The sequence below is a fragment of the Cellulomonas dongxiuzhuiae genome (genome assembly GCF_018623035.1).
Taxonomy (GTDB): Bacteria; Actinomycetota; Actinomycetes; order Actinomycetales; family Cellulomonadaceae; genus Cellulomonas; species Cellulomonas dongxiuzhuiae.
The window spans coordinates 1,708,595-1,734,728 of sequence record NZ_CP076023.1; the positions used below are offsets into that span (position 1 = coordinate 1,708,595).

Annotated in this window: 21 protein-coding genes; 17 read left to right on the forward strand and 4 right to left on the reverse strand. The window is 74.6% G+C overall.

Annotation, left to right across the window (positions count from 1 at the left end):
• Window positions 1-187 precede the first annotated feature (187 nt).
• The 5 genes from KKR89_RS07675 (at window position 188) to KKR89_RS07695 (ending at window position 4,962) form a co-directional block, all read left to right on the forward strand.
• On the forward strand, window positions 188-1,405 hold the full coding sequence (locus KKR89_RS07675) for a PP2C family protein-serine/threonine phosphatase (protein ID WP_208197708.1): 1,218 nt from the start codon (window positions 188-190) through the stop codon (window positions 1,403-1,405).
• On the forward strand, window positions 1,402-3,003 hold the full coding sequence (locus KKR89_RS07680) for a sensor histidine kinase (protein WP_208197709.1): 1,602 nt from the start codon (window positions 1,402-1,404) through the stop codon (window positions 3,001-3,003). Before KKR89_RS07675 ends, KKR89_RS07680 begins: the two co-directional genes overlap by 4 nt.
• A gap of 1 nt (window position 3,004) precedes the next feature.
• Complete coding sequence (locus tag KKR89_RS07685) at window positions 3,005-3,442, forward strand: response regulator (protein WP_208197710.1); 438 nt, start codon at window positions 3,005-3,007, stop codon at window positions 3,440-3,442.
• 79 nt (window positions 3,443-3,521) lie between these two features.
• Window positions 3,522-4,466 (forward strand): proteasome assembly chaperone family protein, encoded by a 945-nt coding sequence (locus KKR89_RS07690; protein WP_208197711.1) that lies wholly within the window; start codon window positions 3,522-3,524, stop codon window positions 4,464-4,466.
• Window positions 4,467-4,758: 292 nt separating this feature from the next.
• A complete protein-coding gene (locus tag KKR89_RS07695; RefSeq protein WP_191784748.1) occupies window positions 4,759-4,962 on the forward strand; it encodes a cold-shock protein in 204 nt (67 codons plus the stop codon).
• Window positions 4,963-5,049: 87 nt separating this feature from the next.
• Here KKR89_RS07695 and KKR89_RS07700 read toward each other — a convergent pair whose 3' ends face one another.
• Window positions 5,050-5,889: a spermidine synthase gene (locus tag KKR89_RS07700; RefSeq protein WP_251141066.1), complete on the reverse strand. Its 840-nt coding sequence runs from the start codon at window positions 5,887-5,889 to the stop codon at window positions 5,050-5,052.
• 188 nt (window positions 5,890-6,077) lie between these two features.
• On the opposite strand from KKR89_RS07700, the gene KKR89_RS07705 reads away from it, so the two are divergent.
• Both KKR89_RS07705 and KKR89_RS07710 read left to right on the forward strand, forming a co-directional pair.
• The gene (locus tag KKR89_RS07705) at window positions 6,078-6,518 is read left to right on the forward strand and encodes an SAV_6107 family HEPN domain-containing protein (RefSeq protein WP_208197713.1); all 441 of its coding nucleotides are present in this window, start codon (window positions 6,078-6,080) and stop codon (window positions 6,516-6,518) included.
• 148 nt (window positions 6,519-6,666) lie between these two features.
• Entirely contained in the window at window positions 6,667-7,062 is a 396-nt protein-coding gene (locus KKR89_RS07710) for a DUF3040 domain-containing protein (RefSeq protein WP_208197714.1), read from the forward strand.
• A 172-nt stretch (window positions 7,063-7,234) separates the two neighbouring features.
• Here KKR89_RS07710 and KKR89_RS07715 read toward each other — a convergent pair whose 3' ends face one another.
• The 3 genes from KKR89_RS07715 to KKR89_RS07725 are packed head-to-tail and all read right to left on the reverse strand — an operon-like array spanning window position 7,235 to window position 11,807.
• Entirely contained in the window at window positions 7,235-9,544 is a 2,310-nt protein-coding gene (locus KKR89_RS07715) for a transglutaminase family protein (RefSeq protein WP_208197715.1), read from the reverse strand.
• Window positions 9,541-10,809 (reverse strand): DUF58 domain-containing protein, encoded by a 1,269-nt coding sequence (locus KKR89_RS07720; RefSeq protein ID WP_208197716.1) that lies wholly within the window; start codon window positions 10,807-10,809, stop codon window positions 9,541-9,543. The genes KKR89_RS07715 and KKR89_RS07720 overlap by 4 nt, the downstream gene beginning before the upstream one ends.
• Window positions 10,809-11,807, reverse strand: coding sequence for an AAA family ATPase (locus tag KKR89_RS07725; protein ID WP_208197717.1), 999 nt, complete (start codon window positions 11,805-11,807; stop codon window positions 10,809-10,811). The genes KKR89_RS07720 and KKR89_RS07725 overlap by 1 nt, the downstream gene beginning before the upstream one ends.
• 530 nt (window positions 11,808-12,337) lie before the next feature.
• Here KKR89_RS07725 and mraZ point away from each other — a divergent pair.
• From mraZ to murC, 10 genes are all read left to right on the forward strand, one after another.
• A complete protein-coding gene (mraZ, locus tag KKR89_RS07730) occupies window positions 12,338-12,811 on the forward strand; it encodes a division/cell wall cluster transcriptional repressor MraZ (protein WP_191784755.1) in 474 nt (157 codons plus the stop codon).
• A gap of 280 nt (window positions 12,812-13,091) precedes the next feature.
• Complete coding sequence (gene rsmH / locus KKR89_RS07735; RefSeq protein ID WP_208197718.1) at window positions 13,092-14,090, forward strand: 16S rRNA (cytosine(1402)-N(4))-methyltransferase RsmH; 999 nt, start codon at window positions 13,092-13,094, stop codon at window positions 14,088-14,090.
• A complete protein-coding gene (locus tag KKR89_RS07740; protein WP_208197719.1) occupies window positions 14,087-14,506 on the forward strand; it encodes a hypothetical protein in 420 nt (139 codons plus the stop codon). Before rsmH ends, KKR89_RS07740 begins: the two co-directional genes overlap by 4 nt.
• A gap of 170 nt (window positions 14,507-14,676) precedes the next feature.
• Window positions 14,677-16,551 (forward strand): peptidoglycan D,D-transpeptidase FtsI family protein, encoded by a 1,875-nt coding sequence (locus KKR89_RS07745; RefSeq protein ID WP_251141067.1) that lies wholly within the window; start codon window positions 14,677-14,679, stop codon window positions 16,549-16,551.
• Between the two features lie 23 nt (window positions 16,552-16,574).
• Entirely contained in the window at window positions 16,575-18,137 is a 1,563-nt protein-coding gene (locus KKR89_RS07750) for a UDP-N-acetylmuramoyl-L-alanyl-D-glutamate--2,6-diaminopimelate ligase (protein ID WP_208197721.1), read from the forward strand.
• Window positions 18,134-19,564 (forward strand): UDP-N-acetylmuramoyl-tripeptide--D-alanyl-D-alanine ligase, encoded by a 1,431-nt coding sequence (locus KKR89_RS07755; RefSeq protein ID WP_208197722.1) that lies wholly within the window; start codon window positions 18,134-18,136, stop codon window positions 19,562-19,564. The genes KKR89_RS07750 and KKR89_RS07755 overlap by 4 nt, the downstream gene beginning before the upstream one ends.
• Window positions 19,561-20,643 (forward strand): phospho-N-acetylmuramoyl-pentapeptide-transferase, encoded by a 1,083-nt coding sequence (gene mraY, locus KKR89_RS07760; protein ID WP_208197723.1) that lies wholly within the window; start codon window positions 19,561-19,563, stop codon window positions 20,641-20,643. Before KKR89_RS07755 ends, mraY begins: the two co-directional genes overlap by 4 nt.
• Complete coding sequence (gene murD / locus KKR89_RS07765) at window positions 20,644-22,119, forward strand: UDP-N-acetylmuramoyl-L-alanine--D-glutamate ligase (protein WP_208197724.1); 1,476 nt, start codon at window positions 20,644-20,646, stop codon at window positions 22,117-22,119.
• Window positions 22,120-22,163: 44 nt separating this feature from the next.
• Window positions 22,164-23,384 (forward strand): putative lipid II flippase FtsW, encoded by a 1,221-nt coding sequence (ftsW, locus tag KKR89_RS07770; RefSeq protein WP_208197821.1) that lies wholly within the window; start codon window positions 22,164-22,166, stop codon window positions 23,382-23,384.
• Window positions 23,377-26,082: a UDP-N-acetylmuramate--L-alanine ligase gene (murC, locus tag KKR89_RS18565; protein WP_208197725.1), complete on the forward strand. Its 2,706-nt coding sequence runs from the start codon at window positions 23,377-23,379 to the stop codon at window positions 26,080-26,082. The genes ftsW and murC overlap by 8 nt, the downstream gene beginning before the upstream one ends.
• Window positions 26,083-26,134 lie beyond the last annotated feature (52 nt).

Sequence of the window (26,134 nt, forward strand, 5' to 3'; positions counted from 1 at the left end):
CCGGGTCGCACGCCCGGTCGCGGCGCCCCGCACGGTGCGTGGCGCCCCGCCCTCGCGGGCGGCCGTCCATTATCCGCTCACCGGAGCCGTCCGTCGCACGTGCGACGCGCGGGCGTCGCGCGGGTCAGCGGTACGTGTCGACGCCCGTCCTGGCTTACAGTGCGTCGACACCGACGAAGGGACACCCGTGCACGGCTCTGTGGCGCGCGACGCTGACGTGCAGTCAGGTGGTCCCGGAGACGACGGCACCCCCCTGCGGATCCTCGTGGTCGAGGACGACGAGGGCGACGCGGTCCTCGTGCGCGAGCACCTGCAGGACGGCGGCCTGCTGCACGAGACCGTGTGGGTGCGCACGGTCGACGAGGCGCTCATGCACCTCGACGCCGACTGCGTCCTGCTCGACCTCGGCCTGCCGGACGCGACGGGCCTGGGCGCGCTGCAGCGCGTGCTCGCGGCGGGTGCCCCGCCCGTCGTGGTGCTCACGGGCCTGACGGGGACGGACGCCGGGGTCGAGGCGGTGGCCGCGGGCGCGCAGGACTTCCTCGTCAAGAGCGACGTCGAGCCCGACCTGCTCGCGCGCGCGGTGCGGTACGCCGTGCAGCGCCGGCGGCTCGACGACACGGGTCGCGCCCTGTACCAGAGCCTCGTGCGCGCGGCGGAGACCACCCGGCTGGAGCGCGCGCTGCTGCCGACACCGGCCGTGCGGGACGCCCGCCTGGAGGTCCGCGTCGCGTACCGCGCAGGCCGTCAGGGTCTGCTCGGCGGCGACTTCTACGACGTCGTGGAGCGACCCGACGGCACCGTGCTGGCGATGGTCGGGGACGTCTGCGGCCACGGTCCGGACGAGGCGGCGCTCGGCGCGACGCTGCGCACCGCCTGGCGCACCCTGGTGCTCGCCGACATCCCCGCCGACGAGATCCTGGGCCTGCTGGAACGCGTCCTGGCCGCCGAGCGCGCCCGTCCCGAGATCTTCACGACCGTGTCGATGCTCGCGGTCCAGCCCGACCGGCGCTCCGCCGACCTCTACCTCGCCGGTCACCCCGTGCCGCTGCGCCTGGGCCCGCCCGCGGCGCTGCTGCCGGCGGGGCACCGCGGTCGCGCGCTGGGGATCCCCGTGGGGGGTGGCTGGCCCGCGGAGCGTCTCGAGCTCGGCGACTCCTGGCGCCTCCTGCTCTACACCGACGGCCTGCTCGAGGCCACCATCGGCAACGGGACCCGTCGCCTCGGCAAGGCGGGCCTCCTCGAGGTGGCCGACCGCACCGTGCAGGGAGTGGTGGAGACGGACGGCGACGTGCGACCCGACGAGGACCCCCTGCTCGGGCGGATGCTCTCCGGCGTGCGCGCGCTGCACGGCGGCGACCTCGTCGACGACGCCGCCGTCGTGCTGATCGGGTGGGACGGATGACCGCGGCGGACGGCGCGTCGCCGCGCCGCGCCGCGACGACCCTGCGCCGGCGCCTGACGCTGCTGCTGGTGACGGCGGGCGCGCTGCTGGGCGTCGTGCTCGTGCTCTCCGGCTTCGTGCTCGCGCGCGCGCTGGCGTCCCAGGACGCGGTCACCGGGCTCTACTTCGACGCCGTCTCGGGCGCCGACGCCGCGTACGTGGGGCTCGTCGACGCCGAGACGGCCGTGCGGGGCTTCGCGCTCACCGGTGACGAGATCGCTCTCGAGCCCTACGAGCGGTCGCTCGACGACGTCACGTTCACGGTGCTGGCGGACGAGCTCGCGTCGGAGACACCCGACGAGACGCTCCTGGCGGCGGCACGTGCGGCCGCGCGCGCTTCCGAGCGCTGGCACGAGGACTTCGCCACCCCGGTGATCGAGCAGGTCAGCGCCGGCGGGAGCGCGGCGGTGAGCCCCGAGCAGATCGAGGCCGGGCGTGTCCTCTTCGACGAGGCGCGGGCCGCGGCGGAGGCGTACGTGCAGGAGGTGCGCGCGTCGCGCGCGATCGCGGCCCAGGAGCTGGCGACCTGGACGGCCGCGACGGGCGGCCTCGTGCTGCTGCTGGTCCTGGCGGCGGTGGCGACGGGCATCTCGCTGTGGTTCGCCCTGCGCCGGTGGGTGCTCGTGCCGGTGACGCAGCTCGGTCAGGCCAGCCGCGCGGTGACGCAGGGCGACCTCAGCCACGTGGTGCGGGTCGAGGGCCCGGGCGAGCTCGAGGAGCTCGCGTCCGACGTCGAGCAGATGCGCCTGGGTCTCGTCACGCAGCTCGCGGAGCTGCGCTCGTCCCGCGAGGAGATCACCGAGGCGCACCAGCGGCTCACCGAGCAGGCCGAGGAGCTGCGGCGCTCCAACCGTGACCTCGAGCAGTTCGCGTACGTCGCGTCGCACGACCTCCAGGAGCCGCTGCGCAAGGTCGCGAGCTTCACGCAGCTGCTGCAGAAGCGGTACGGCGGTCAGCTCGACGAGCGTGCGGACCAGTACATCGACTTTGCCGTCGACGGCGCCAAGCGCATGCAGCGCCTCATCCAGGACCTGCTCGGGTTCTCCCGCGTGGGTCGCGTCGGCGGCGAGGTCGTCGACGTGGACCTCGCGGTGGCGCTCGAGCGTGCGCAGGACCAGCTCTCCGAGCGCATCGAGGAGGCGGGGGCCGTCGTCACGCACGGCGACCTGCCGGTCGTGCGCGGCGAGGAGCCGCTGCTGGTCCAGCTCTTCCAGAACGTCGTGGGCAACGCCGTGAAGTTCCGGCACCCCGACCGCACGCCCCACCTGCACGTCACCGCGCGCCGCGTGGAGGGTGCGTGGGAGATCGAGGCCCGTGACAACGGGATCGGGATCGACCCGCAGTACGTCGACCGCGTGTTCGTCATCTTCCAGCGCCTGCACGCCAAGGACGTCTACGAGGGCACCGGCATCGGGCTGGCGCTGTGCAAGAAGATCGTCGAGTTCCACGGCGGTCGCATCTGGATCCCGGAGACCGACGGCGACGGGACCACCATCCGCTGGACCCTGCCGGTGACCGAGGACGAGAACCCCCACGACGGGGACGAAGGACGGAGCTGACATGCCGGATCAGAAGGTGATCGAGGTCCTGCTGGTGGAGGACGACCCGGGGGACGTCCTGATGACGCGCGAGGCGTTCGAGCACAACAAGGTGCGCAACCGCCTCTCCGTCGTCGCCGACGGCGTGAGCGCGCTGCAGTTCCTGCGCAAGGAGGGCGAGCACGCGGACGCACCGACGCCGGACCTCGTGCTCCTCGACCTCAACCTGCCGCGCATGGACGGTCGCGAGGTGCTCGAGGCGATGAAGTCCGACGAGGCGATGCGGTCCATCCCGGTCGTGGTCCTGACGACGTCCGAGGCGGAGGAGGACGTGGTGCGCAGCTACTCGCTGCACGCGAACGCCTACGTCACCAAGCCCGTCGACTTCGACCGCTTCATCGACGTGGTGCGGCAGATCGACGAGTTCTTCGTGGAGGTCGTCCGCCTGCCCGGTCGGTGACACGTGCTCCCGGGGGAAGAGACGGCGGCTTCGCGGCGTTGTACCGCTCGACCGCAGCACGAGAGGTGAGTGGACATCGATGCTTGACCCCCGGGACATCTACGACGTGGACGCCGACGCTGCCCAGCGTCTGGACGACGCCGCGCGCCGTGGCGTGGGGCCGGTGCTCGTGCACGCCCTGCAGGGCTTCGTCGACGCCGGCCACGCCGGACAGGTCGCCGTCGAGCACCTGGCCGCCGTGGGGGCGGGGCAACGCCTCGTCACGTTCGACACCGACCAGCTCGTGGACTACCGCTCGCGCCGACCGGTCATGACGTTCGACTCCGGGTGGACGCACTACGACACGCCCGAGCTCGTCGTCGACCTCCTCGAGGACGCCCAGGGCGTGCCCTACCTGCTCCTGCACGGCGTCGAGCCGGACGTCCAGTGGGAGCGCTGGGTGGCGGCCGTGCGCCAGCTCGTCGAGCGCTTCGACGTCCCGCTGGTGGTCGGCCTGCACGGGATCCCCATGGGTGTGCCGCACACGCGACCGGTGTCCGTGACGGCGCACGCGACCCGCGCGGAGCTCGTGGCCGACCACACCTCGTTCTTCGGCACCGTGCAGGTGCCGGCCAGCGCGTCCGCGCTGCTCGAGCTGCGGCTGGGGGAGTCCGGGCACGACGCGATGGGCTTCGCGGTGCACGTGCCGCACTACCTCGCGCAGACGGCGTTCCCCGCCGCCGGGCTCGCCGGCCTCCGCCACGTCGAGCGGGCCACCGGGCTCGACCTGGGTCTGGCCGGCCTGCAGCCGGCGGCCGCCGAGTCCCTGCGCGAGGTCGAGCGGCAGGTCGAGGGCTCGACCGAGGTCGCCGCGGTCGTCCACGCGCTCGAGGAGCAGTACGACGCGTTCACCCGCAGCGTGGGGCGCACGAGCCTGCTGGCCCAGGCGACCGACCTGCCCACGGCCGAGGAGATCGGCGCCGAGCTCGAGCGCTTCCTCGCCGAGCAGTCCGAGCCCCACGACGGCGGCGACGCGGCCGTCTGACCCCTTCGTCCCGCACGCACGCGTGACCTGATCGTTGTCGCGCGTTCGGGACGTACGTCCACGAGCCGTGGCGTACGCCACATCCTTCGTGCAAGGATGCAGCCGTTGCAGTGACGTACGGACGCTCGACCGGTCAGCCGCCCGCCGCCCTCCGGGGTCGGCAGGTACGAGGTACTCTCGGGTCCCCACAGCGGCGGGGGCCGGACCACCGGGTGCAGGACGTGAGGCATTGCGGCGCGCCGCGGGCACCGGGCCCGTGGTGGTCACCTGGTGGGACAGAAGGATGCGGGACATGGCACAGGGCGCGGTCAAGTGGTTCAACGCCGAGAAGGGCTTCGGGTTCATCGCCCAGGACGACGGGGGCGCCGACGTCTTCGTCCACTACTCGGCCATCGACACGCAGGGTTACCGCTCGCTCGACGAGGGTCAGCGCGTGGAGTTCGACATCACGCAGGGTCAGAAGGGTCCGCAGGCGGAGCACGTCCGCCCGCTGTGACCCGCGCCCGGCTCCGGCCGGGCGTCTGCTGACACGCAGGGCCGCACCCGACGAGGGTGCGGCCCTGCGCTGCGTCCGGGGATGCGGTCAGCCGGCGTGCTCGTCGACCGGGTCCACGAGAGGCTGCGGGTCACGCAGCGGCGCAGCGGCACCGGCCAGGGTGCGTGCCTCTTCACCCGTGAGCAGCCGGGCGGGCACGGGCAGCGAGCGCAGCGTCCTCGCCAGGCCGGCGTCGTCCAGGAGGTCCGGGTCGTCGGTGGCGATGAGCAGCAGGTTGCCGTACCGCCGGCCGCGCAGCTGCGCCGGCTCCGCCACGACGCCGACGCGGGTGAAGGCCGCGGCCAGCGTCGCCAGCTCTGCCCTGGCCAGGGCGAGGGGTGGCCGGTCGGCGCAGTTGGCGACGTAGACGCCGCCCGGGCGCAGCACGCGACGGACCTCGTGCACGAACTCCAGGGTCGTGAGGTGCTCCGGCGTGCGGTCACCGGCGAACACGTCGCGCGCGACGACGTCGTAGGTCGCGTCGGGGAGTCTCGTCAGCTCCTCGCGCGCCTCGCCGGTGCGCAGGCGCAGCTGCGGTGCGCGCGGCAGGTCGAACCACACGCGCGCGAGCCGTGCCAGCTCGCCGTCCAGCTCGACGGCGAGCTGGCGCGCGGCGGGGTGCCGGTGCGCGAGGGCGCGCGCGAGGGCGCAGCCGCCGGCGCCGAGGTGCAGCACCGCCAGGTCGGCACGGCGCGCGGCGACCACGTCCACGACCGCGGCGGCCTGCTGCATGTACTCGAAGTCGAGGAGGCCGGGGTCGTCGAGGTCGACGAACGAGCTCGGCACGCCGTTGACGAGCAGCGTCGCGGCACGAGGGCGGCCGGGCTCGCGCACGACCTCGACCGTGCCCGTCGCCACGGCGACGGGACCGTCCGGCCAGTCCGGCACGGTCGGTGCGGACCGGGATGTCAGTGGTCGGCGGGACGATGGGTCGCGACGTCGGGCTGCCACTCGGTCACCGTACGCGGTCCCGGCCGCCGCGGCGTCGAGGTCCGGCGGACGAGGGATTGACGCGTTCGAACATGTGTTCGAAGATGGGACCGGCGGGTGGCCCGCCGTGACAGGAGGTGGGAGCGATGACCGGTCGGGTGAGCACGCTGCACGCGGTGACGGTCCTGCCGCAGACCGCGGAGCTGCTCGGGCGAGCGGATGCCGAGCTCCTCGCGGCCCAGTTCTCCGGCGAGCCGTGGGAGATGTTCTCGCACGCGCACCTCGCAGCGCTCCGCGCCGGCGCGGCACTCGTCGCGGCCCGCGGTCGCCCCGTCGGCCGGGGAGCGCCCCGGACCGTCTGGGGGATGCTGGACGCCGTGGCGCCCGAGCTGCACGCGCTCTCGGCGCTGTTCGCGCAGGCCGCGACGCTGCGCTCCGCCATCGACGCGGGCCGTTTCGAGCTGGTCACACCGGCGCGTGCCGAGCGTGCGCTGTGCGCCGCGGAGGACCTCGTGGACGCCGTCCGGGGGGCCCTCGAGGCGGACGAGGGTGCCCCCATCGGTCTTCCGGCCGTCGCGAGCAGGTGAATACTGAGCCCGACGCGCCCGGCAGTGGCGGATGGACCGGTGCGTGCCGCATGATGATCGCCCTGCCGACGGTCGCTCGACTACCACCTTGGTGCCAGCCGATCTATCCTGAGGCCACATAGTCCACCGGAGTGCGACGGGGGTCGGGATGCCACTCTCCGAGTACGAGCAGCGCGTGCTCGAGCAGATGGAGCGCCAGCTGACGTCTGACGACCCTCGACTCGCCAACACGCTGACGCGACGGGGCGGCCATCGCCCTGCTACGCGCTACGTCATCGCGGGTGTCGGGGCGGCGGTCGGCCTGCTGCTGCTCGTCGTGGGCGCAGCGACCTCGCAGCCGTGGGTCGGCGCCATCGGGTTCGTCGTGATGTTCGCCGCGGTCGCCTTCGCGTTCGCGACGCCGCGTTCCGAGCGCACCGGGCCGCAGGGCACGGTCGCGTCCGACGGGTCGGTGCGCCGCGCGCCCGCCTCGTCGAAGAAGCACGGGTTCATGGCACGGCTCGAGGAGCGGTGGGACCGTCGGCGCGACGGGGAAGGTCGCTGACCCGACCAGTCTGCCGACCCGACCGGTGGTCTGACGCCGGTGGCTCTCGCCGTGGGGAGGAACGACCGCGGGGAGGAATGCCCGCGTCCGACAGGATCGCGGTCGTGTCGGACCTGGGCTGAACCGAGCCTCGCGTCGCCCGATCCACCGGAGGACCGCTGGAGCGGGTCGCTCAGGCGGTCGTCGCCGGCGTGCGTGCTCCGTCACGTGCGAGCGCTGCGCGCACCCCGTCACCGATCTCGTGGACCCAGGTGTCCAGCTCCTCCGGGCTGTGATCGGCCGGTGACGGCGCGTAGCGCGTCTGCTCGACCACGCGCGCGAGGCGGTCGAGGGCCTCACGCGCCGACCCGTCGAGCTCGCCGCCGGCACGCACGCCGATCGACCGCTCGACCTGGCGCACCACCCCCCGTGGGCTCGTCGCGTCCGACCACCGCACGTCGGCGCGGGCGAGCTCCCGGCGCAGGGCGGTCCAGGCGTCCTCCGGCGTCATGACGCGGCGCCGGCGGCGTCGCACGAGGAGGAGCACGACCAGCGCCGCTCCGGCCACCAGCAGGACGAGGCCGGTGGTGATCGCCGCGGCCGCCCAGGGGCTCTGCTCCTCCACGGCGGTCGGCAGGGCCCCGGACGGCGCCGTCGCCGCAGCGCTGGGCAGCGAGCCCGGCTGGTTGGCACCGATCTCGTCGGGGATGGACCCGGGTGCCGAGATGCCGGTGAACGGGTCGGCCCAGACGGGGGGCGGGCCGCTCTGCGACGCGGGCGTCGGCTCGAAACGCACCCAGCCCAACCCGTCGAAGTACAGCTCGGGCCACGCGTGCGCGAGCCGGCCCGTGACGACGTAGGTGTCGTCCTGCGTCCGCTCGCCGGGCAGGAAGCCGACACCGATGCGGGAGGGGATCTCGAGCGTGCGTGCCATCATCGCCATCGCGGTGGCGAACTGCACGCAGTACCCGCGGCGGTCCTCGAGGAAGTCCCAGACGGCGTCGGTGCTGCGGGCGGGCGGGACGCGCGTGTCGTACGTGAAGTTGGCGGCCGACCGGAGCCAGGTCTGCAGGTCGAGCGCCTGCTCGTACGGGTTGTCCGCGTCGGCGGTGAGCTCGGCGGTCAGGGCTGCGATCTCCTCGGCGTGCTCGGTGGCGGGCAGGGCCGTGTACTGCTCGGCGTCCGTCGGCGTGCCGACGCCCGTGGCCTCCAGGTCCTCGGCCGTGAGGCGAGGCACCTGGACGAGCATCGAGTACGTCAGCCCGTCGCCCGTGGACCGCTGGCCGACGACCTCGTCGCGCAGGGCGTCGTAGCCCCACTGCCCGTCGACCGCGAGGGTGCGGGGGAACGTGCTGACAGGCAGCCGGCGCTCGCGCAGCGCGCCGACCACGAGGTCCACCTGCGCGAGCGTCCCGGCGGCGGGGTCCGGTGAGGTCCCGAGCAGGTTCGGGTCGGACGCGAGCAGCGACGCCGGGTCCCAGACCTCGAGGGCCTCGTTGTCGGTCCGCTCCCACAGCCGGCCGTCGAACGTCGACATGGTGAAGGCGCGCAGCGGTCCGACGAGCCGTGCGTCGACGGCCGGGGTCGGGGCAGCGGTGGGCGTGGCGCTCGGGTCGGCGGTCGCGGCTCCCGTGTCCTCGGCGGCCGCGTCGTCCGTCGCCGGATCGGTCGGCCGGCTCGGGTCGCTGACCCGGTACGTCAGCACGACCTGGGCCGAGCGGGTGCCGAGGCTCTCGCGCAGGTCGAGGTCGTCGCTGAGCTCGAGCGGCCCCACCGGGCCGTCGCCGAACGTGGGCAGCGCCACGCTCGCCCACCCGGGAGCGTCCATGAGGGGTGGCCCGGCGATCATGCTCGTGCCGGCGAGTGCCACGGCCGCCGTGGCCGCGGTGCCGATGCGCTGCGTCCGGCCCGCCTGCGCGTGCAGCGGGGCGGCGCCGTAGGCGAGCAGGGCCAGGTAGGCGGCGGCCGTCCAGAACATGGGCGCGGCGCCGGCCGGGAAGCCGAGCACGATCGCGGGGATCCACAGTGCGAGCAGGGGCAGCCCACCCACCGCGGGGAAGCGCAGCGCGAGCACCGCGGCGTCGAGCAGCAGGTACACCGCGAGGGCGCCGACGACCAGCAGCATCTCCCCGGGCCGGACGTCGGGCATGGGGACGAACGACTCGTTGACCACGACGACGCCCTGACGGGCGGTGGCCCAGGCGCGACCCACCGCGTCCAGGTCCGGGAGGAACTGCGGGCGCCCGGGAGGGGCCCCGTACCGCAGCACCAGCCCGACGAGCGCGACGGCGCCACCGACGGCGGTCGGCGCCCACCAACGGCGGGTGGCCGCACGCGTGAGCGCGGCGGCCGCGGCGACGACGAGCACGGACACGCAGGCGACCGCGACCCAGCGGCTCCCGGCGACCAGGCCCGTGAGCGCGAGCAGGCTCGCCCACGTCGCCAGGACGCACAGCACCGCACCGACGACGGCCCGTGCGCCCTGCTCGGGCGCGGGGCTCATCGCGCGCTCCCCAGCAGCCGCAGCCAGCACTCGGCGAGGCTCTCCCCGGTCGTCGCCTGCGCGACGCGCCACCCGCTGCGCCGCAGCACCGTGGCGGTGTGCTGCGCGTCGCGGGCGTCGCTCGCGTGCCGGCCGTCGGCACGCACGACGGCCCAGCCCTGGGCGGAGTCGCCGACGTGGGCGAGCGCACCGCAGCCCGCGGGCGACAGGGGGCCGACGACCGCCACGACGATCTCGCCGGCAGCCTGGGACGTGTCGAGCATGCGGACCGCATCGAGCAACGCGACCTCCGCCTCCGTGGACGTGCGAGCCGGTACGAGATCCAGCGTGAGGTCGAGGAGCGCGGCGCGCGACTCGGGACCCTGCCGTGCGTGCACGTACGACCCCCAGCCGCGCGCGGCGTCCGCACCGGGACCGACGGGCGGGCCGGCCGCCGCGAGACGAACCGGGTGGCCGCTGTCGAGCATGGCGAGCGCGATCGACGCCGCGAGCGAGATCGTCCACTCGGTGGTGGCGGTGCGCACCGGGAGGTCGTGCAGCACCGACACCGGACGCATGCCTGCCCGCTCGTCCGACCGGACGAGCATCGTGCCGCGCCGGGCGCTGGACCTCCAGTGCACGCGGCGCAGGTCGTCGCCCTCGCGGTAGTCGCGCAGGTTCGCGTCGTCCGTGGACGGCGTGCGGGCCCCGAGCGCCACGCGGTCGGGCTCCCCGACGAGCACGTCCGACGGCGCGGGCAGCGCCACGACGGCCGGCCACACCGCGACCTGCGACTCGGCGCCCAGGGTCGTGCGCGACCGGACGACGCCGAACGTGTCTGTCCGGGTGACCACCAGGGGCCCCAGAGGCCAGCGCCCGCGCTCGGAGGTGCGCACGGGGTACCGCACGGTGGCGTGGTCGGCGCGGCGTGCGACCCGTGCGCGCAGCGCGCGACCGCCGGACAGCTCGACGGCGGCCTGCTCGGAGAAGCGCAGCCCGGCCAGGCGGGCCCGGCCGGCGCGGTCGGTCGCGACGATGTCGACGCGCACGTCGGCGTCCTGGCCGGCGTGCACGGGGTCGGGCGTGACCTCGCGCCGCACCTCGAGCCCCCGCCGGCCGCGCACCGCGTCCAAGGCGATCTCGGCGACGAACGCCGTGACGGGCACGGCCAGCAGCAGGATGCCGATGCGCACGAGGTCGAGGGAGCCCAGCCCGATGCCCGCCTGGAGCGCGACGGCACCCGCCGCGGCCAGCGCCCATCCGCGCGCCGTCGGACGCCTGCGCATCAGCCCAGTGCTCGCCGTGCCCGCGCGACGGGCTCGACGGCCGGGAGTGGGGTGCGCGCGACGATGTCCGTGACGACGTCCTGCGTCGTGCGGCCGGACAGCCGCGACTCGGTGCTCGGCAGCAGCCGGTGGGCGAGCACGGGGACCGCGAGCTCCTGGACGTCGTCGGGGAGCACGTGGTCGCGGCCGGACATCGCCGCGAGCGACTTGGCGGCGCGCAGCAGCTGGATGGACGCGCGAGGGGACGCGCCGAGGCGCAGTCCGGCGTCCTCGCGCGACGCCGTCACGAGGCCGACGATGTACCGCTTGACCGAGGGGGCGGCGTAGAGCCGGCGCGCGATGTCGATGAACCCCTGGACCGCTGCGGCGTCGGTCACCGGGCGCATGCGCGAGAACGGGTCGGTGTCCTCCTGGAGGTCGAGCATGTCGAGCTCGGACTCCACGCTCGGGTAGCCGACGGTGAGACGGGCCATGAAGCGGTCCCGCTGCGCCTCGGGCAGGGGGTAGGTGCCCTCCATCTCCACGGGGTTCTGCGTCGCGATGACGAGGAACGGCCGGGGCAGGGGATAGGTGCGGCCGTCGACGGTCGCCTGCGCCTCCTGCATGCACTCCAGGAGGGCGGACTGCGTCTTGGGTGACGCGCGGTTGATCTCGTCGCCGATGACGACGTGCGCGAAGACCGGCCCGGGGCGGAACTCGAACTCGTGGGTCTGGGCGCGGAAGATGTTGACGCCCGTCAGGTCGCTCGGCAGCAGGTCCGGAGTGAACTGGATGCGCCCGACCTGGGCGTCGATGCTGCGGGCGATGGCCTTGGCGAGCGTGGTCTTGCCCACCCCGGGGACGTCCTCGAGGAGCAGGTGCCCCTCGGCGAGCAGAACCGCCAACGACGTCCGGATGAGCTCCGGTCGCCCCGTGATCACCGACTCGATGCCGGCGCGCAGGCGGGTGGTGGTGTCGACGAGCCTCTCGAGCTCGACGGGCGACGGCAGTGACTGCATGGGTGCGACTCCCTTGGCGGACTGGCACGAGAGTACGCACGCCGGGCACCCGACGGCGCGAGGTTCACCCGCGCCGTGCGCGTCTCGGGCGTCGACGCGACGGCGCTCGGGGCGTTTCTCGTGCGGCACGCACCCGGACGGGCGCAGCCCCCGTCACCCGTTCCGCGCCCGGGCACGGTCCTCCACTTCCCTCCCCGGCGACGGCCCGGTGAGCGGCGGCGCGCCCCCGGATGCGCCGTATTGGGAGGGTGCGGCCCGGTTCGTCCCGACGTGCACGCGCGGGCGGCGTTGTCGAGGCGCGCCGTGACGTGCGGAGCCCCCCACTTCGCTCCACGGCGTTGACCTGCGCAGACGCGCATCAGACGGGTGAACTTCGGCCCTTGACAAGACGGTGGTGGAGGGAAGTGGAGTACCGTGGAGGCACGTGGAGAGACCAGGAGCGTCTCGCTCACGGGGCGGTCCGCAGTGCCGGGGCCGGCCACGCGAGAGGCCCTCGACCAGGGGCTGCGGACGACCAGGAGGGGAGTGAGGTGTCGTATGACTCGACAGGCGCCTACGGCTCCTTCGCGCCGTTCCTGGGCACCTACACCCCGCGTCTCGACGACAAGGGCCGCCTCATCCTCCCGGCGAAGTTCCGGCCGCAGCTGGCAGGGGGCCTCGTGATGACGCGCGGTCAGGAGCGCTGCCTGTTCGTGCTGCCGATGGACGAGTTCCGCCGGATGCACGACCAGCTGCGGACCGCGCCCGTCACGAGCAAGCAGGCGCGCGACTACCTCCGTGTGTTCCTGTCCGGGGCCAGCGACGAGCTCCCCGACAAGCAGGGCCGCATCTCCATCCCGCCGATGCTGCGCACGTACGCCGGCCTCGACCGGGACGTCGCCGTCATCGGCACCGGTACCCGCGTGGAGATCTGGGACCTCACCGCGTGGGAGACCTACTTGTCCGAGCAGGAGGCGGGTTACGCCGACACGACCGAGGAGGTCTTCCCGAACGGCCCGTTCTGAGCCGTTCGGCGGCCCCCTGGCCGCTGCGTCGCCCCCGTTCCCGTCCGACCGACCGCTCCGTCCGCCTTCCCGCGCGCACCGGAGCGGTCCCCTCCACCCCGCACCCTCGCTCCGCCCGACGAGACCTCCCCCCGTCCGTTCTGACGCCACTTCCCCGGCGCCAGAGGGTCGGTGGGGGATCTGGCCGGACGGTGGAGGGACCGTTCGGCCATCTCCGTGTATCACCAGTCCCACCAGCACCATCTGTCACACCGGCACCAGCACGACGAGAGGGGGATCGATGAACGAGCAGTCCGACGCCGGCTCGCGGCACGTGCCCGTCCTCCTGCAGCGCTGCATCGACCTCCTCGCGCCCGCACTCGAGGCCCCGGGGTCCGTGCTGGTCGACTGCACGCTCGGCATGGGCGGCCACTCCGAGGGCATCCTGCGGGCCCTCGAGCACGTCCGCGTGGTCGGGATCGACCGGGACCCCCAGGCGCTCGCGCTCGCGAGCGCGCGGCTCGCCCCGTTCGGTGACCGCTTCACCGGCGTGCACGCGGTGTACGACGAGATCGGCGACGTCCTGGACGGTCTCGGACTGCCGGCGGTGCAGGGCGTGCTCATGGACCTCGGCGTCTCGTCCCTCCAGCTGGACGAGGCCGAGCGCGGCTTCGCCTACGCCCACGACGCCCCCCTCGACATGCGGATGGACCCCACGACGGGGCCGACCGCGGCCGACGTGCTCAACACCTACGACGAGCGCGACCTCGCGCGCGTGCTGCGGGTGTACGGCGAGGAGCGGTTCGCCCCGCGGATCGCGCGCCTCATCGTGCGGCGGCGCGAGAGCGCACCGTTCACGCGCACGTCCGAGCTCGTGGACGTCGTGCGCGCCGGTGTTCCCGCGGCCACCCGCCGGACCGGGGGCCACCCGGCCAAGCGCACCTTCCAGGCCCTGCGCATCGAGGTGAACGGTGAGCTCGCCGCGCTCGAGCGTGCGCTCCCCGCCGCGATCGAGGCGCTCGCGGTGGGTGGTCGCATCGTCGTCGAGTCGTACCAGTCGCTCGAGGACAGGCTCGTCAAGCGTGCCCTCGCCGCCGGTGCGACGTCGAGCGCCCCGCCCGACCTCCCGGTGGAGCCGGCGACGCACACGCCGTACCTGCGCCTGCTCACCCGCGGCGCGGAGGAGGCCGACGAGGCCGAGCTCGCCCGCAACCCCCGCTCCCAGTCCGTCCGCCTGCGCGCCGCCGAGCGGCTGCGTCCCACGCCCGACCACCTGCGCACCCAGAGGAGAGCCGCATGAGCGCCCTGCCCCAGGCCGCCGCCCGCACCGGTGCCGCGCGTGCGTACCCGCTGCCCGCGCGGCCGGCCGTCGCACCGCCACCGCGTCTGCGTGTCGTCGGTGCACCCGCCCAGGCGCGCTCCCGCGTGCCGTTCGTCCTGGCGTGCATGGCCGTGCTCGGCGGCGCGCTGCTCGCGGCCCTGCTGCTCAACACGCAGATGGCCTCGCTCGCGTTCGAGCGCTACGAGCTGTCCAACGAGCTCGGCCGCCTGCGGCAGGACCGCATGGACCTCGTCGCGCAGCACGACGCGCGCTCGTCCCCGACGCAGCTCGCCGCCGAGGCGCGCAGCCTCGGCATGGTGGAGGCGAACGGCACCGGCTGGCTGCGGCTCGCGGACGGCAGCGTCCAGGGGGCCCCGGCACCTGCGGGCGGATGAGCGCCCCGCCGACCGGCGGCACGCCCGCCGCCCGCCGCCCCGCAGCCCGTCAGCCGTCCGCTCGACGGCAGCCGGTGGCCGCACGGACGCCGGTGGCACGACGTCGCCCTGCCGACGCGCAGCCGCGCGTCGCGCCGGCCCGTGGGACGGCGCGTGGCACGGTGGGGGGCGTGGAGGAGCGCAGCGGGACGGTGCCGCGCCGCCGCGCCCCCGCGACGTCGCGCGGTGAGCGGGCGGCGGTCCCGGCACGCCGTGCGCCGTCGGCCGCGGTGCCCCGCGGCCCGTCGCGTCCGCCCGCGCCCCCGGGCCCCGCGCAGGCGGTCGTCGCGTCGCGCGGCCGGATGATCGGGCTCGTGGTGGTGCTGTCGCTCGTGCTCGTGACGTTCGCCGGGCGTCTCGTGTACGTCCAGGGGATCGCCGGCCCCGAGGTGGCGCAGGAGGCCCGGGAGAAGCGGATGACGACCGCACAGGTGCTGGGTGCCCGCGGGGAGATCACGGACGCGAACGGCGTGGTGCTGGCGACGTCGGTCGAGCGGTACCACGTCACCGTCAACCAGAAGCAGGTGGCGTCCTACCGCGCGCGCGGCTCGTCGGACGGGCTGGACGGTGCCGCGGGCGTGGCCTCGCGGCTCGCGCCGGTGCTGGGGCTGAACGCCGCCGAGCTCGGAGGCGACCTCGTGGGTGACCGCGGCTACGTCGTCGTCGCGCGCAACGTGCTCCCCGACGTCGCGCGCGAGGTGCGCGCGCTGCGGCTCGACGGCGTCGGGGTCGAGAAGGTCGCCGACCGCGTTTACCCCAAGGGCACGGTCGCGGGCAACATCGTCGGGTTCGTGAACTCCGAGGGCGAGGGGCTGCAGGGCCTGGAGTTCGCCCTGCACGCGGACCTCAAGGGCACACCGGGCCAGGAGAGGTTCGAGCGCGGCAAGGGCGGCCAGCCCATCCCCGGGGGGCTCAGCGAGGCGCACCCGGCGCAGGACGGTCGTTCGGTCCGCCTCACGCTGGACTCCGACCTGCAGTGGAAGGCCGAGGAGCAGCTGCGCGCGAAGGTGGCCGAGACCGGCGCGGACGGTGGCGCGATCGTCGTGATGCGCCGGACCGGAGAGGTGCTCGCGCTGGCCGAGTCGGTGGCCTTCGACCCGAACACGCCCGGCGCGCAGGCGACGACCGCGCTGTCCAGGAGCGTCTCGGACGTCTTCGAGCCCGGCTCGACCGGCAAGGTCGTGACGATCGCGGCCGCGCTGGAGGAGGGGCTCGTCCAGCCGACCGAGCCGTTCGAGGTGGCCGACCGCTGGACGACGCCGCACGGCGAGACGATCAAGGACTCGCACGACCACGCGGTCCAGAAGCTCACGGCGACCGGTGTCTTCGCGGAGTCGTCCAACGTCGGCACCGTGCTCATCGGGCAGCGGCTCACGAAGGACCAGCGCTACCAGTACCTGTCGGCGTTCGGCTTCGGCGCCCGCACCGGCATCGAGATGCCGGGCGAGTCGGCCGGCCTGCTGCGGACTCCGGACGACTGGCACGGCCGTGACGAGTTCGCGGTGCTCTTCGGCCAGGCCGTCTCGGTGAACGCGTTGCAGGCCGCGAGCGTCTTCGCCACCATCGCGAACGACGGTGTGCGGGTCCCGCCGCGGCTCATCGCGGGGTGGACGTCACCGGACGGTCGGTACACCGCGCAGCCGCCGCCGGACGGCATCGCGGTGGTCTCGCCGCAGACCGCGCAGACGGTCCTGTCGATGATGGAGAGCACGGTCGTGGAGGGCACCGGCAAGGAGGGCGCGATCCCGGGCTACCGCGTCGGGGGCAAGACCGGCACGGCGCAGCGCTTCAACCCCAGCGGGTACACGGCCTCGTTCATCGGGGTGGCTCCGGTGGACGACCCCGAGGTCATCACGGCCGTCATCCTGCACAACCCGCGCACGTCGATCTACGGCGGCACGGTCGCTGCTCCCGTCTTCGCGACGGTCACGGGATACGCGCTGCAGCAGCTGGGCATCGCGCCGTCGGGGGCGCCGGCGACGCTGTTCCCGGCGACGTGGGAGTGAGCGGGCGGGGTAGATTCATCCCCATGACGTCCCCCCTGGGCCGGCTCCGTCCCGAGCGCCCACCGGTCCGCAGGGTCGACGACCTCGCCGCCGCTCTCGACCTGCGTACCGCTGGTCCCGCCACCACCGACCGGACCTTCACCGGCGTGACGATGTCCAGCAGCGAGGTCGAGCCCGGTGACCTGTTCGTGGCGGTGCCCGGGCTCAAGGTGCACGGTGCGCGGTTCGCCGCGGACGCGGTCGCGCGGGGTGCGGTGGCCGTGCTCACCGACGCCGACGGGGTCGCGTCCGTCCCCCGGGACGTGCCGGTGCTCGTCGCGGACGACCCGCGCGCGCTGGCAGGACCGGTGGCCGCCTGGGCGCTCGGTGACCCGGCGTCGCGGCTCGTGACCATCGGGGTGACCGGGACCAACGGCAAGACCACGACGACGTACTTCGTCGACGCGGCGATGCGCGCGCACCACGCCCGCACCGCCGTGCTCGGGACGGTCGAGCTGCGCATCGGCGAGGACGCCGTCGAGAGCCCGCGCACGACCGTCGAGGCACCCGTGCTGCAGGCGCTGCTGGCCGTCGCCCACGAGCGCGGCGCCGGCGCCCTGACGACCGAGGTGTCCTCGCACGCCCTCGCGCTGGGACGCGTGCGCGGCCTGCGCTTCGACGTCGTCGGCTTCACGAACCTGCAGCGCGACCACCTCGACTTCCACGGCGACATGGAGGGCTACTTCCGCGACAAGTCCCGCCTGTTCGCGGCGGACCAGGCACGTCGCGGCGTCGTCGTCGTCGACGACGTGTGGGGGCGCCGGCTCGCCGCCGAGTCACCGATCCCGGTCGAGACCGTCAGCACGCACGTCGGTGCACCCGACGGCGACGACGCGGACTGGGCGGTCGTCGAGGCCGACATCGGGCTCGACGGCGTGGGCTCACGGTTCGTCCTGCGCGGTCCCGACGGTGCGCGGCACGAGGCGCACAGCCCGCTGCCCGGTCTGGTGAACGTCTCCAACGCCGCGCTCGCGATCGTGCTCGCGCACGCCGCGGGCGTCCCGCTGCCCACCGCGGTCGACGCGGTCGCGGGGGCGCACGCCATTCCCGGGCGCATGGAGCGCGTCGTCGAGCGCGGGGACGGCTGGCCCCTGTGCCTCGTCGACTACGCGCACACGCCCGACGCGCTGGTGCTGGCCCTCGAGGCCGTTCGTCCCATCACGCCCGGGCGGCTCGTCCTGGTGTACGGCTCGGACGGTGACCGCGACCGCGGCAAGCGCCCGATCATGGGCCAGATCGGCGCGCGCCTGGCCGACGTGCTCGTCGTCACCGACGAGAACCCCCGCTCGGAGGACCCCGCGTCCATCCGGGCCGCCATCCTCGCGGGCGTGCGCGACGTGCGCCCCGACCTGGCCGACGTGCACGAGGCGTCCAGCCGTGCGCAGGCCATCCGCGACGCCCTTCGTCTGGCAGGTCCGGACGACACCGTGATCGTCACGGGCAAGGGCCACGAACCGACCCAGGAGATCGCCGGGGTGTTCCACCGCTACAACGACCGAGACGTCTTCCTCGCCGCCCACGCCGAGGGCCGGGAGCAGCACGCGTGATCGCCCTCACCGCGGCCGAGATCGCGGCCGCCACGCACGGCACGCGCAGCGGGATCGCTCCCGAGCACGTCGTGACCGGTCCCGTCGTCACCGACTCCCGCGAGGTGCTGCCGGGCGGGCTGTTCGTCGCCCTGCCCGGTGAGCACGTCGACGGGCACGACTTCGCCGCGGGCGCGGTCGCCGCCGGTGCCGCTCTCGTGCTCGCCGCGCGCGAGCTGCCCGGTCTGCCCTGCGTGGTCGTGCCCGACGTCGAACGGGCGCTGGGCGACCTCGCCCGCGAGGTGCTGGTGCGCCTGCGCGAGGCGGCCGCGGTGCCCGGGGGGAGCGGCCTGCAGGTTGTCGGCATCACCGGCTCCGTCGGCAAGACGACCACCAAGGACGTGCTCGCGCAGATCTGCGGCACGGCCGGGCCGACGGTCGCCCCCGTGCGGTCCTTCAACAACGAGATCGGTCTGCCGCTGACGGTGCTGCGTGCCGACGAGCAGACGCGCTTCCTCGTGCTCGAGATGGGCGCCAGCGGGCCGGGGCACCTGACCTACCTCACCGACATCGCACCGCCGGACGTGGCGGTCGTCCTCGTCGTCGGCCAGGCGCACCTGGGCGGCTTCGGCGGCGGCGTGGACGGGGTCGCCCGCGCGAAGGCGGAGATCGTCGCGGGCCTGGTGCCCGGCGGCACGGCCGTGCTCAACGGCGACGACCCCCGGGTGCGCGCGATGTCCGCCGTCGCCCCCGGGCGGGTGGTGCTGTTCGGCGCCGCGCCCGACGCCGAGGTGCGCGTCGAGGACGTGCGGCTCGACGCCGTCGGCCGCGCGTCGTTCCGGCTCGTGCACGTCGTGGGCCGCGAGCGCCACGAGCGCGACGTCGAGCTGCGGCTCGTGGGGGAGCACCACGTGCACAACGCCCTCGCGGCGGCGGCGGCGGCCCTGAGCGTGGGCCTGGACCTCGACGAGGTCGCCACGGGGCTGTCCGCCGCCGACGCGCTGTCGCCGCACCGCATGCACGTCGTGGACCGCGCTGACGGCGTGACGGTCGTCGACGACTCCTACAACGCCAACCCGGACTCGATGCGTGCGGCCCTCAAGGCGCTCGCGGTCATCGCCGGACGCGAGCGTCGCTCCGTCGCCGTCCTGGGCGAGATGCTCGAGCTGGGCGACGAGCACCGCACGGCGCACGACGCGATCGGTCGGCTCGTCGTGCGTCTGAACATCGGGCTCACGGTCGTCGTCGGCGAGGGGGCTCGGGCCATCCGCGACGGTGCGAACCACGAGGGGTCGTGGGGCGACGAGGTCGTGCTCGTCGACGACGTGCAGAGCGCGGCCGCGTTCCTCGCGGACGAGCTGCGTCCGGGTGACGTCGTCCTCGTCAAGTCGTCGTACGGCGCGGGGCTGTGGCAGCTGGGCGACCGGCTCGTGGCGGGTGACGCATGAAGGCCGTCCTGATCTCCGGCGGCATCTCCATGCTGGTCGCGCTGCTGGGCACGCCGCTGTTCATCCGGTTCCTCGTCCGCCGCCAGTACGGGCAGTTCATCCGTCAGGACGGTCCGACGGCGCACTTCACGAAGCGCGGGACGCCCACGATGGGTGGCGTCGTCATCATCGGGGCGACGCTCATCGGGTGGGTGTTCGGTCTGCTGCTGACCGGGACCACGCCGAGCGCGTCGGCGCTGCTGGCCCTGTTCCTCATGACGGGGCTGGGCGTCGTGGGTTTCCTCGACGACTTCATCAAGATCTCGCGGCAGCGCTCCCTCGGGCTCAGCCCGTTGTGGAAGATCGTCGGCCAGGGTGTGGTCGGCGTCGTGTTCTCGGTGCTCGCGCTGCAGTTCCCGAACGAGCAGTTCCGCACGCCGGCGTCGACCCGCATCTCGTTCATCCGGGACACGAACCTCGACCTGGCGTTCGCGGGCGTGACGGTGGGGCTCGTGCTGTTCGTCCTGTGGGCGAACTTCCTCATCACGGCCTGGTCGAACGCCGTCAACCTCACCGACGGCCTCGACGGGCTCGCGACGGGCGTCTCGCTGATCGTGTTCGGTGCGTACGTCCTGGTCGGCGTGTGGCAGTTCAACCAGAGCTGCCAGCTCATCGTGTCGGCCGGGCCGCGCTGCTACGAGACGCGTGACCCGCTCGACCTCGCCGTCGTGGCGGCGGCGATCACCGGTGCTCTGTTCGGGTTCCTGTGGTGGAACGCGAGCCCCGCCAAGATCTTCATGGGGGACACCGGCTCGCTCGCGCTGGGCGGTGCGCTCGCGGCACTGACGATCCTCACGCGCACCGAGATCCTCGGCGCCATCATCGGCGGCCTGTTCGTGGTCATCGTGCTGTCGGACGTCATCCAGATCGGGTTCTTCAAGATGACCGGGAAACGGGTCTTCAAGATGGCGCCCCTGCACCACCACTTCGAGCTGTCGGGGTGGGGCGAGGTGACGATCGTCATCCGGTTCTGGATCATCGCCGGCCTCTTCGTGGCGCTCGGGGTCGGCATCTTCTACGCGGAGTGGGTGGCGCAGTAGGTGGACGCACGGTTCGACGGTCGCACGGTCCTGGTCACCGGGCTCGGGGTGTCGGGACGCGCCGCCGCGCAGGTCCTGCGCGACCGCGGCGCCCATGTCGTGACGTTCGACGAGCGTGCGGCGGAGGCGGACGTCGCCGATGCCGCCGCCCTCGTGGCGGGCGGCCTGGCGGGTGCCGACCTCGTGGTCACCTCGCCGGGCCTGGCGCCCTCGCACCCGGTCCTCGCGGCCGCGCGCGAGCGTGACGTGCCGGTGTGGAGCGAGGTCGAGCTGGCGTGGCAGGTCCGCGTGCCGCGCGACGGTGGTGGCGGCGAGGCCGCCCCCTGGCTCGCCGTGACGGGCACCAACGGCAAGACGACGACCGTCGGCATGCTCGAGTCGATCCTGCGCGCCGCGGGCCGGCGCACGCTCGCGGTCGGCAACGTCGGCACCCCCGTGGTCCTCGCGGCGGTCGACCCGGCGCTCGAGGTGCTGGCCGTCGAGCTGTCGAGCTTCCAGCTGCACCACACGCACTCCATGGCCGCGCAGGCCGCCGCCGTGCTCAACGTCGCGCCCGACCACCTCGACTGGCACGGCTCGCTCGAGGCCTACGCCGCGGACAAGGGGCGCATCTTCGAACGTGCCCAGGTCGCCTGCGTCTACGACGCCTCCGACCCCGTGACCGAGCACCTGGTGCGCGAGGCGGACGTCGAGGACGGCTGCGTCGCGGTCGGCTTCACGCTCGGCTCGCCGAGCGTCGGGCAGGTCGGGCTGGTCGAGGACGTGCTCGTCGACCGCGGCTTCGCCCGCCTGCGGCACACGCACGCCGCCGAGCTCGGCACGCTCGCCGACCTCGCGCAGCTCGCCGGCCCGTCCGGCGTCGTCCCGCCGCACGTCCTGCGCAACGCGCTGGCAGCGGCGGCCCTCGCGCTCGCCCACGGCGTCGAGGCCGTGCACGTGCGCGACGGGTTGCGCGCGTTCGCGCCGGGCGCCCACCGCATCGTCACCGTCGGGCACGTCGACGGTGTCGCCTACGTCGACGACTCCAAGGCGACCAACGCGCACGCGGCGTCCGCGTCGCTCGCGGCGTTCGAGCCCGCGTCGGTCGTGTGGGTCGCCGGCGGCCTGGCCAAGGGGGCGGCGTTCGACGAGCTCGTGCGCGCGCGCCGCGACCGGCTGCGCGGCGTCGTCCTCATCGGCGTCGACCGGGCACCGCTGCGCGAGGCCCTGGCCCGACACGCGCCGGACGTCCCGGTGATCGAGGTGGACGCCGGTGAGACTGAGCCGGTGATGACGCGCGCCGTGGACAGCGCGCGCCGGCTCGCGGCCGGCGCGCCCGGCGGTGTGCCCACCACGGTCCTGCTGGCCCCCGCGTGCGCGTCGATGGACCAGTTCGCCTCCTACGCCGCACGCGGCGACGCGTTCGCCGCGGCCGTGCGCGCCCTGGGTGGTGCCGACGACGCCGGTCGGGAGCGGCCGCAGGACGGTCGGCCGTGAGCGGCGCCGCGACCACGCGCGTGCGCCCGGCGGCGCCCCGGGCCGTGACGCCGCCCGCCGGTACCCCCGAGGTCCGCGACCCGTCGATCCTCGGCACCTGGAACTCGGCCGTGACGAGCTACTACGTGCTGCTCGGCGCCACGTTCCTGCTCGTGGCCATCGGCCTGGTCATGGTCCTGTCGAGCTCGAGCGTCGAGTCGCTCGCCGACGGCGACTCGCCGTACGCCGTGTTCCTCAGCCAGGCGCGGTTCGCGCTCATCGGGCTGCCGGTGCTGCTGATCATGTCGCGCCTGCCGGTCCGGTTCGTCCGGCTGGCGGCGTGGCCCGCGCTGCTGTTCGGCATCGCGTTCCAGATGCTGGTGTTCACGCCGCTCGGCGCGGGTGAGGGCGGCAACCGCAACTGGGTCAGGCTGCCCGGGTTCATGGCGCAGCCGTCCGAGGTCATCAAGGTCGCCCTGGCGATCTGGATCGGCGCGGTGCTGTCCCGCAAGCTCCCGCTGCTGCGCGAGTGGCGGCACGCGTTCGTGCCGGTCGTGCCCGTCGCGGGTGTCGCCATCGGCGTCGTGCTGCTCGGGCACGACCTGGGGACCGCGCTGGTCATGTGCATGCTCGTCGCCGGTGCGATGTTCGTCGCCGGTGTGCCGATGCGGGTCCTGGCGCTCGCCGGGGGGATCGCGGGCGGGGGCGTGGCGCTGCTGACGATCGGCAGCGAGAACCGCGTCAACCGCATCATGTCGCTCCTGTCCGCCGACTGCGACGTGACGAACGAGTGCTACCAGAGCCTGCACGCGGGCTACGGCCTGGCCACGGGCGGATGGAGCGGCGTCGGCCTCGGCCAGAGCGCCGAGAAGTGGTCGTACCTGCCGGCTGCCCACAACGACTTCATCTACGCGATCCTCGGTGAGGAGCTGGGCCTCGTCGGCACCCTGCTCGTGCTCGGCCTCTTCGCGCTCCTCGCGTTCGCGATGATCCGCATCATGCGCCGCCACCCGGACCCGTTCGTCAAGATCACGACGGCTGCGGTGTTCGCCTGGATCATCGGGCAGGCGGTCGTCAACATCGCGGTCGTCATCGGGCTCGCCCCCGTGATCGGCGTGCCGCTGCCGCTGGTCTCCGCAGGTGGGTCGGCGCTCATCATGACGATGGCGGCGCTCGGCCTGCTGCTGTCGTTCGCCCGCTCGGAGCCGGGTGCCGCCGAGGCGCTCGCCGCGCGCGCCTCCGTGGTGCGCCGCTCCCTCGCCGTGATCGGACGGACCCGTGGCTGACGCGACATCCGTGCTCCTGGCCGGCGGGGGCACCGCCGGGCACGTCAACCCGCTGCTCGCGGTCGCCGACGAGCTGCGTCGGCGCCACCCGCGCGGCCGGTTCGCCGTCCTGGGTACCGCCGAGGGCCTCGAGGCGCGCCTCGTCCCGGAGCACGGCTACGACCTGGCCGTGGTCCCGCGCGTGCCGCTGCCACGGCGACCCACCGTCGACTGGCTGCGGCTGCCGGGTCGTCTGCGCGCCGCGGTGCGCGCCGCGGGCGACGCCATCGACGAGATCGACGCCCAGGTCGTCGTCGGGTTCGGCGGCTACGTCGCGACGCCCGCGTACCTGGCGGCACGCCGTCGCGGGATCCCCGTGGTGGTGCACGAGCAGAACGCGCGACCCGGTCTGGCGAACCGCGTCGGGGCACGGTGGGCGGCTGCCGTCGCCGTCACGTTCCCCGGCACGATGCTGCCCGGGGCGCAGGTCACCGGCCTGCCGCTGCGGACGGCCGTGCAGGAGCTGGCGACCGCTCGCGCGACCGACCCCGTCGCCTCGCGGCGCGCCGGTGCCGACGCGCTCGGGCTGGACCCCGCGCTGCCGACCCTGCTGGTCACGGGCGGTTCGCTGGGTGCCGCGAGCGTCAACCGCGCCGTCGCGGGGGCGGCGGACGCGCTGCTGGCGACCGGTGCCCAGGTCCTGCACCTCACGGGACGCGGGAAGGCCGACGACGTGCGCGCCTCGCTCGTCGGCGTGCCCGGTGCCGAGCGGTACCACGTCGTCGAGTACCTGACGGCGATGGACCGCGCGCTCGCGGTCGCGGACGTCGTCGTCGGCCGCGCCGGCGCGGGCACGGTGTGCGAGCTGGCCGCGCTCGGCATCCCCGCCGTGTACGTCCCCCTGCCCTTCGGCAACGGGGAGCAGCGCCTCAACGCGGCCGGCGTGGTCGCCGCGGGCGGCGGGCTCCTCGTCGAGGACCGCGAGCTGACGCCCGCCTGGGTCCGCGACCACGTCGCGGCGCTGCTCGGTGCCGGCGACGCCGCGACGACCCGCGCCCGTATGGGCCGGGCCGCCGCCGGTGTCGGCGTGCGTGACGGTGCCGCACGCGTCGCCGACCTCGTCGAGGCGCAGCTGCCCGCCCACGTCCGTGCGTCGGCTCCGCCTCCGCCGACGACGGTGGCGCACACCCCGGCCGTCGCGGACCCCGGCGAGCGCGGCCCCGTCGCGCTGTCGGACCTGGGGCGGGTCCACCTCGTCGGCGTCGGCGGCGCCGGGATGTCGGCCGTCGCGCCGCTGCTCGCCGCGCGCGGCCTGCGGGTCAGCGGGTCGGACGCCCACGACGGCCCCGCCCTCGTGGGACTGCGCGCCGCCGGGGTCGACGTGCACGTCGGCCACGCCGCCTCCCACGTGGAGGACGTCGACACCCTCGTCGTCTCGTCGGCCGTGCGGTCGAGCAACCCCGAGGTCGTGCGCGCACGCGAGCGGGGCCTGCCCGTGCTGCACCGCTCGGAGGCCCTGGCCGCGCTCATGGCCGACCGCGACGCGATCGCGGTCGCGGGCGCGCACGGCAAGACCACGACCTCGGGCATGGTGGCGGCCGCGCTGGTCCACGCCGGCACCGACCCGTCGTTCGCGATCGGCGGGGTCGTGCGGGCGACGTCCGGCACGCTCGGCGGCGCACGGCACGGCGCGGGTCCCTTCGTCGCCGAGGCCGACGAGTCCGACGGGTCGTTCCTCGCGTACGAGCCGCTCGTCGCCGTGGTCACCAACGTCGAGCCGGACCACCTGGACCACTACGGCACGCAGGAGCGCTTCGAGGCGGCGTTCGAGCGGTTCGCCGACCGTGTCCGGGACGGCGGTCTGCTGGTCGCGTGCGCCGACGACCCCGGCGCCGTGCGCCTGGTCGCGGCGACGCGCGCGCGGCTGGCCGAGCGCGGTGTGGCGGTCCGCACGTACGGGACCGTGCCGGACGCGGACGTCCACGTGGGCGAGAGCCGGCGGACCGAGGACGGCCGGTGGCAGGTCGTCCTGACGCCCCGCGACGAGCCACCCGTCACGCTGCGCCTCCAGGCCGCGGGCGCGCACAACGCGCTCGACGCGGCGGCCGCCTGGTGCGCGCTGCGGCGCGTCGGGGTGAGCAGCGCCACCGCCGCGGCGGGGCTCGACGACTTCGTCGGCACCGGACGACGGTTCGAGGACCGCGGGACCGCCGGCGGCGTGCGTGTCGTCGACGACTACGCGCACCACCCCACGGAGGTCGCGGCACTGCTGCGCGCCGCGCGGCAGGTGGCGGACGACGGTCGTGTCCTCGCGCTGTTCCAGCCGCACCTGTACTCCCGGACCCGCACGTTCGCCCGCGAGTTCGGCGCCGCGTTCGACCTCGCGGACGCGGTGGTCGTGACGGACGTCTACGCGGCCCGCGAGGACCCTGACCCGTCGGTCACGGGAGCGCTCGTGGCGGACCACGTTCCCACGCCCGGCAAGGCCGTGTTCGTGCCCGACCGGCTGGCGGCCGCGCACGCCGTCGCTGCGCTCGCGCGGCCCGGCGACCTGCTGCTGACCATCGGCGCCGGCGACGTGACCGAGCTGGCGGACGTGGTGCTCTCCGAGCTTGCGGCCCTCGGCGCGCGCACGCCGCAGGACCCCCCGACCGCCGAGGGTTCCGCACCGGAGCACGGCTCGTCGGCGCCGGGGCGTCCGGGTGGTGCCCGGCCGTGAGCCCGCAGCGTCCGCCGGCCCCGCGCCCGGGACGCCCCGCCGCCGCACGTCC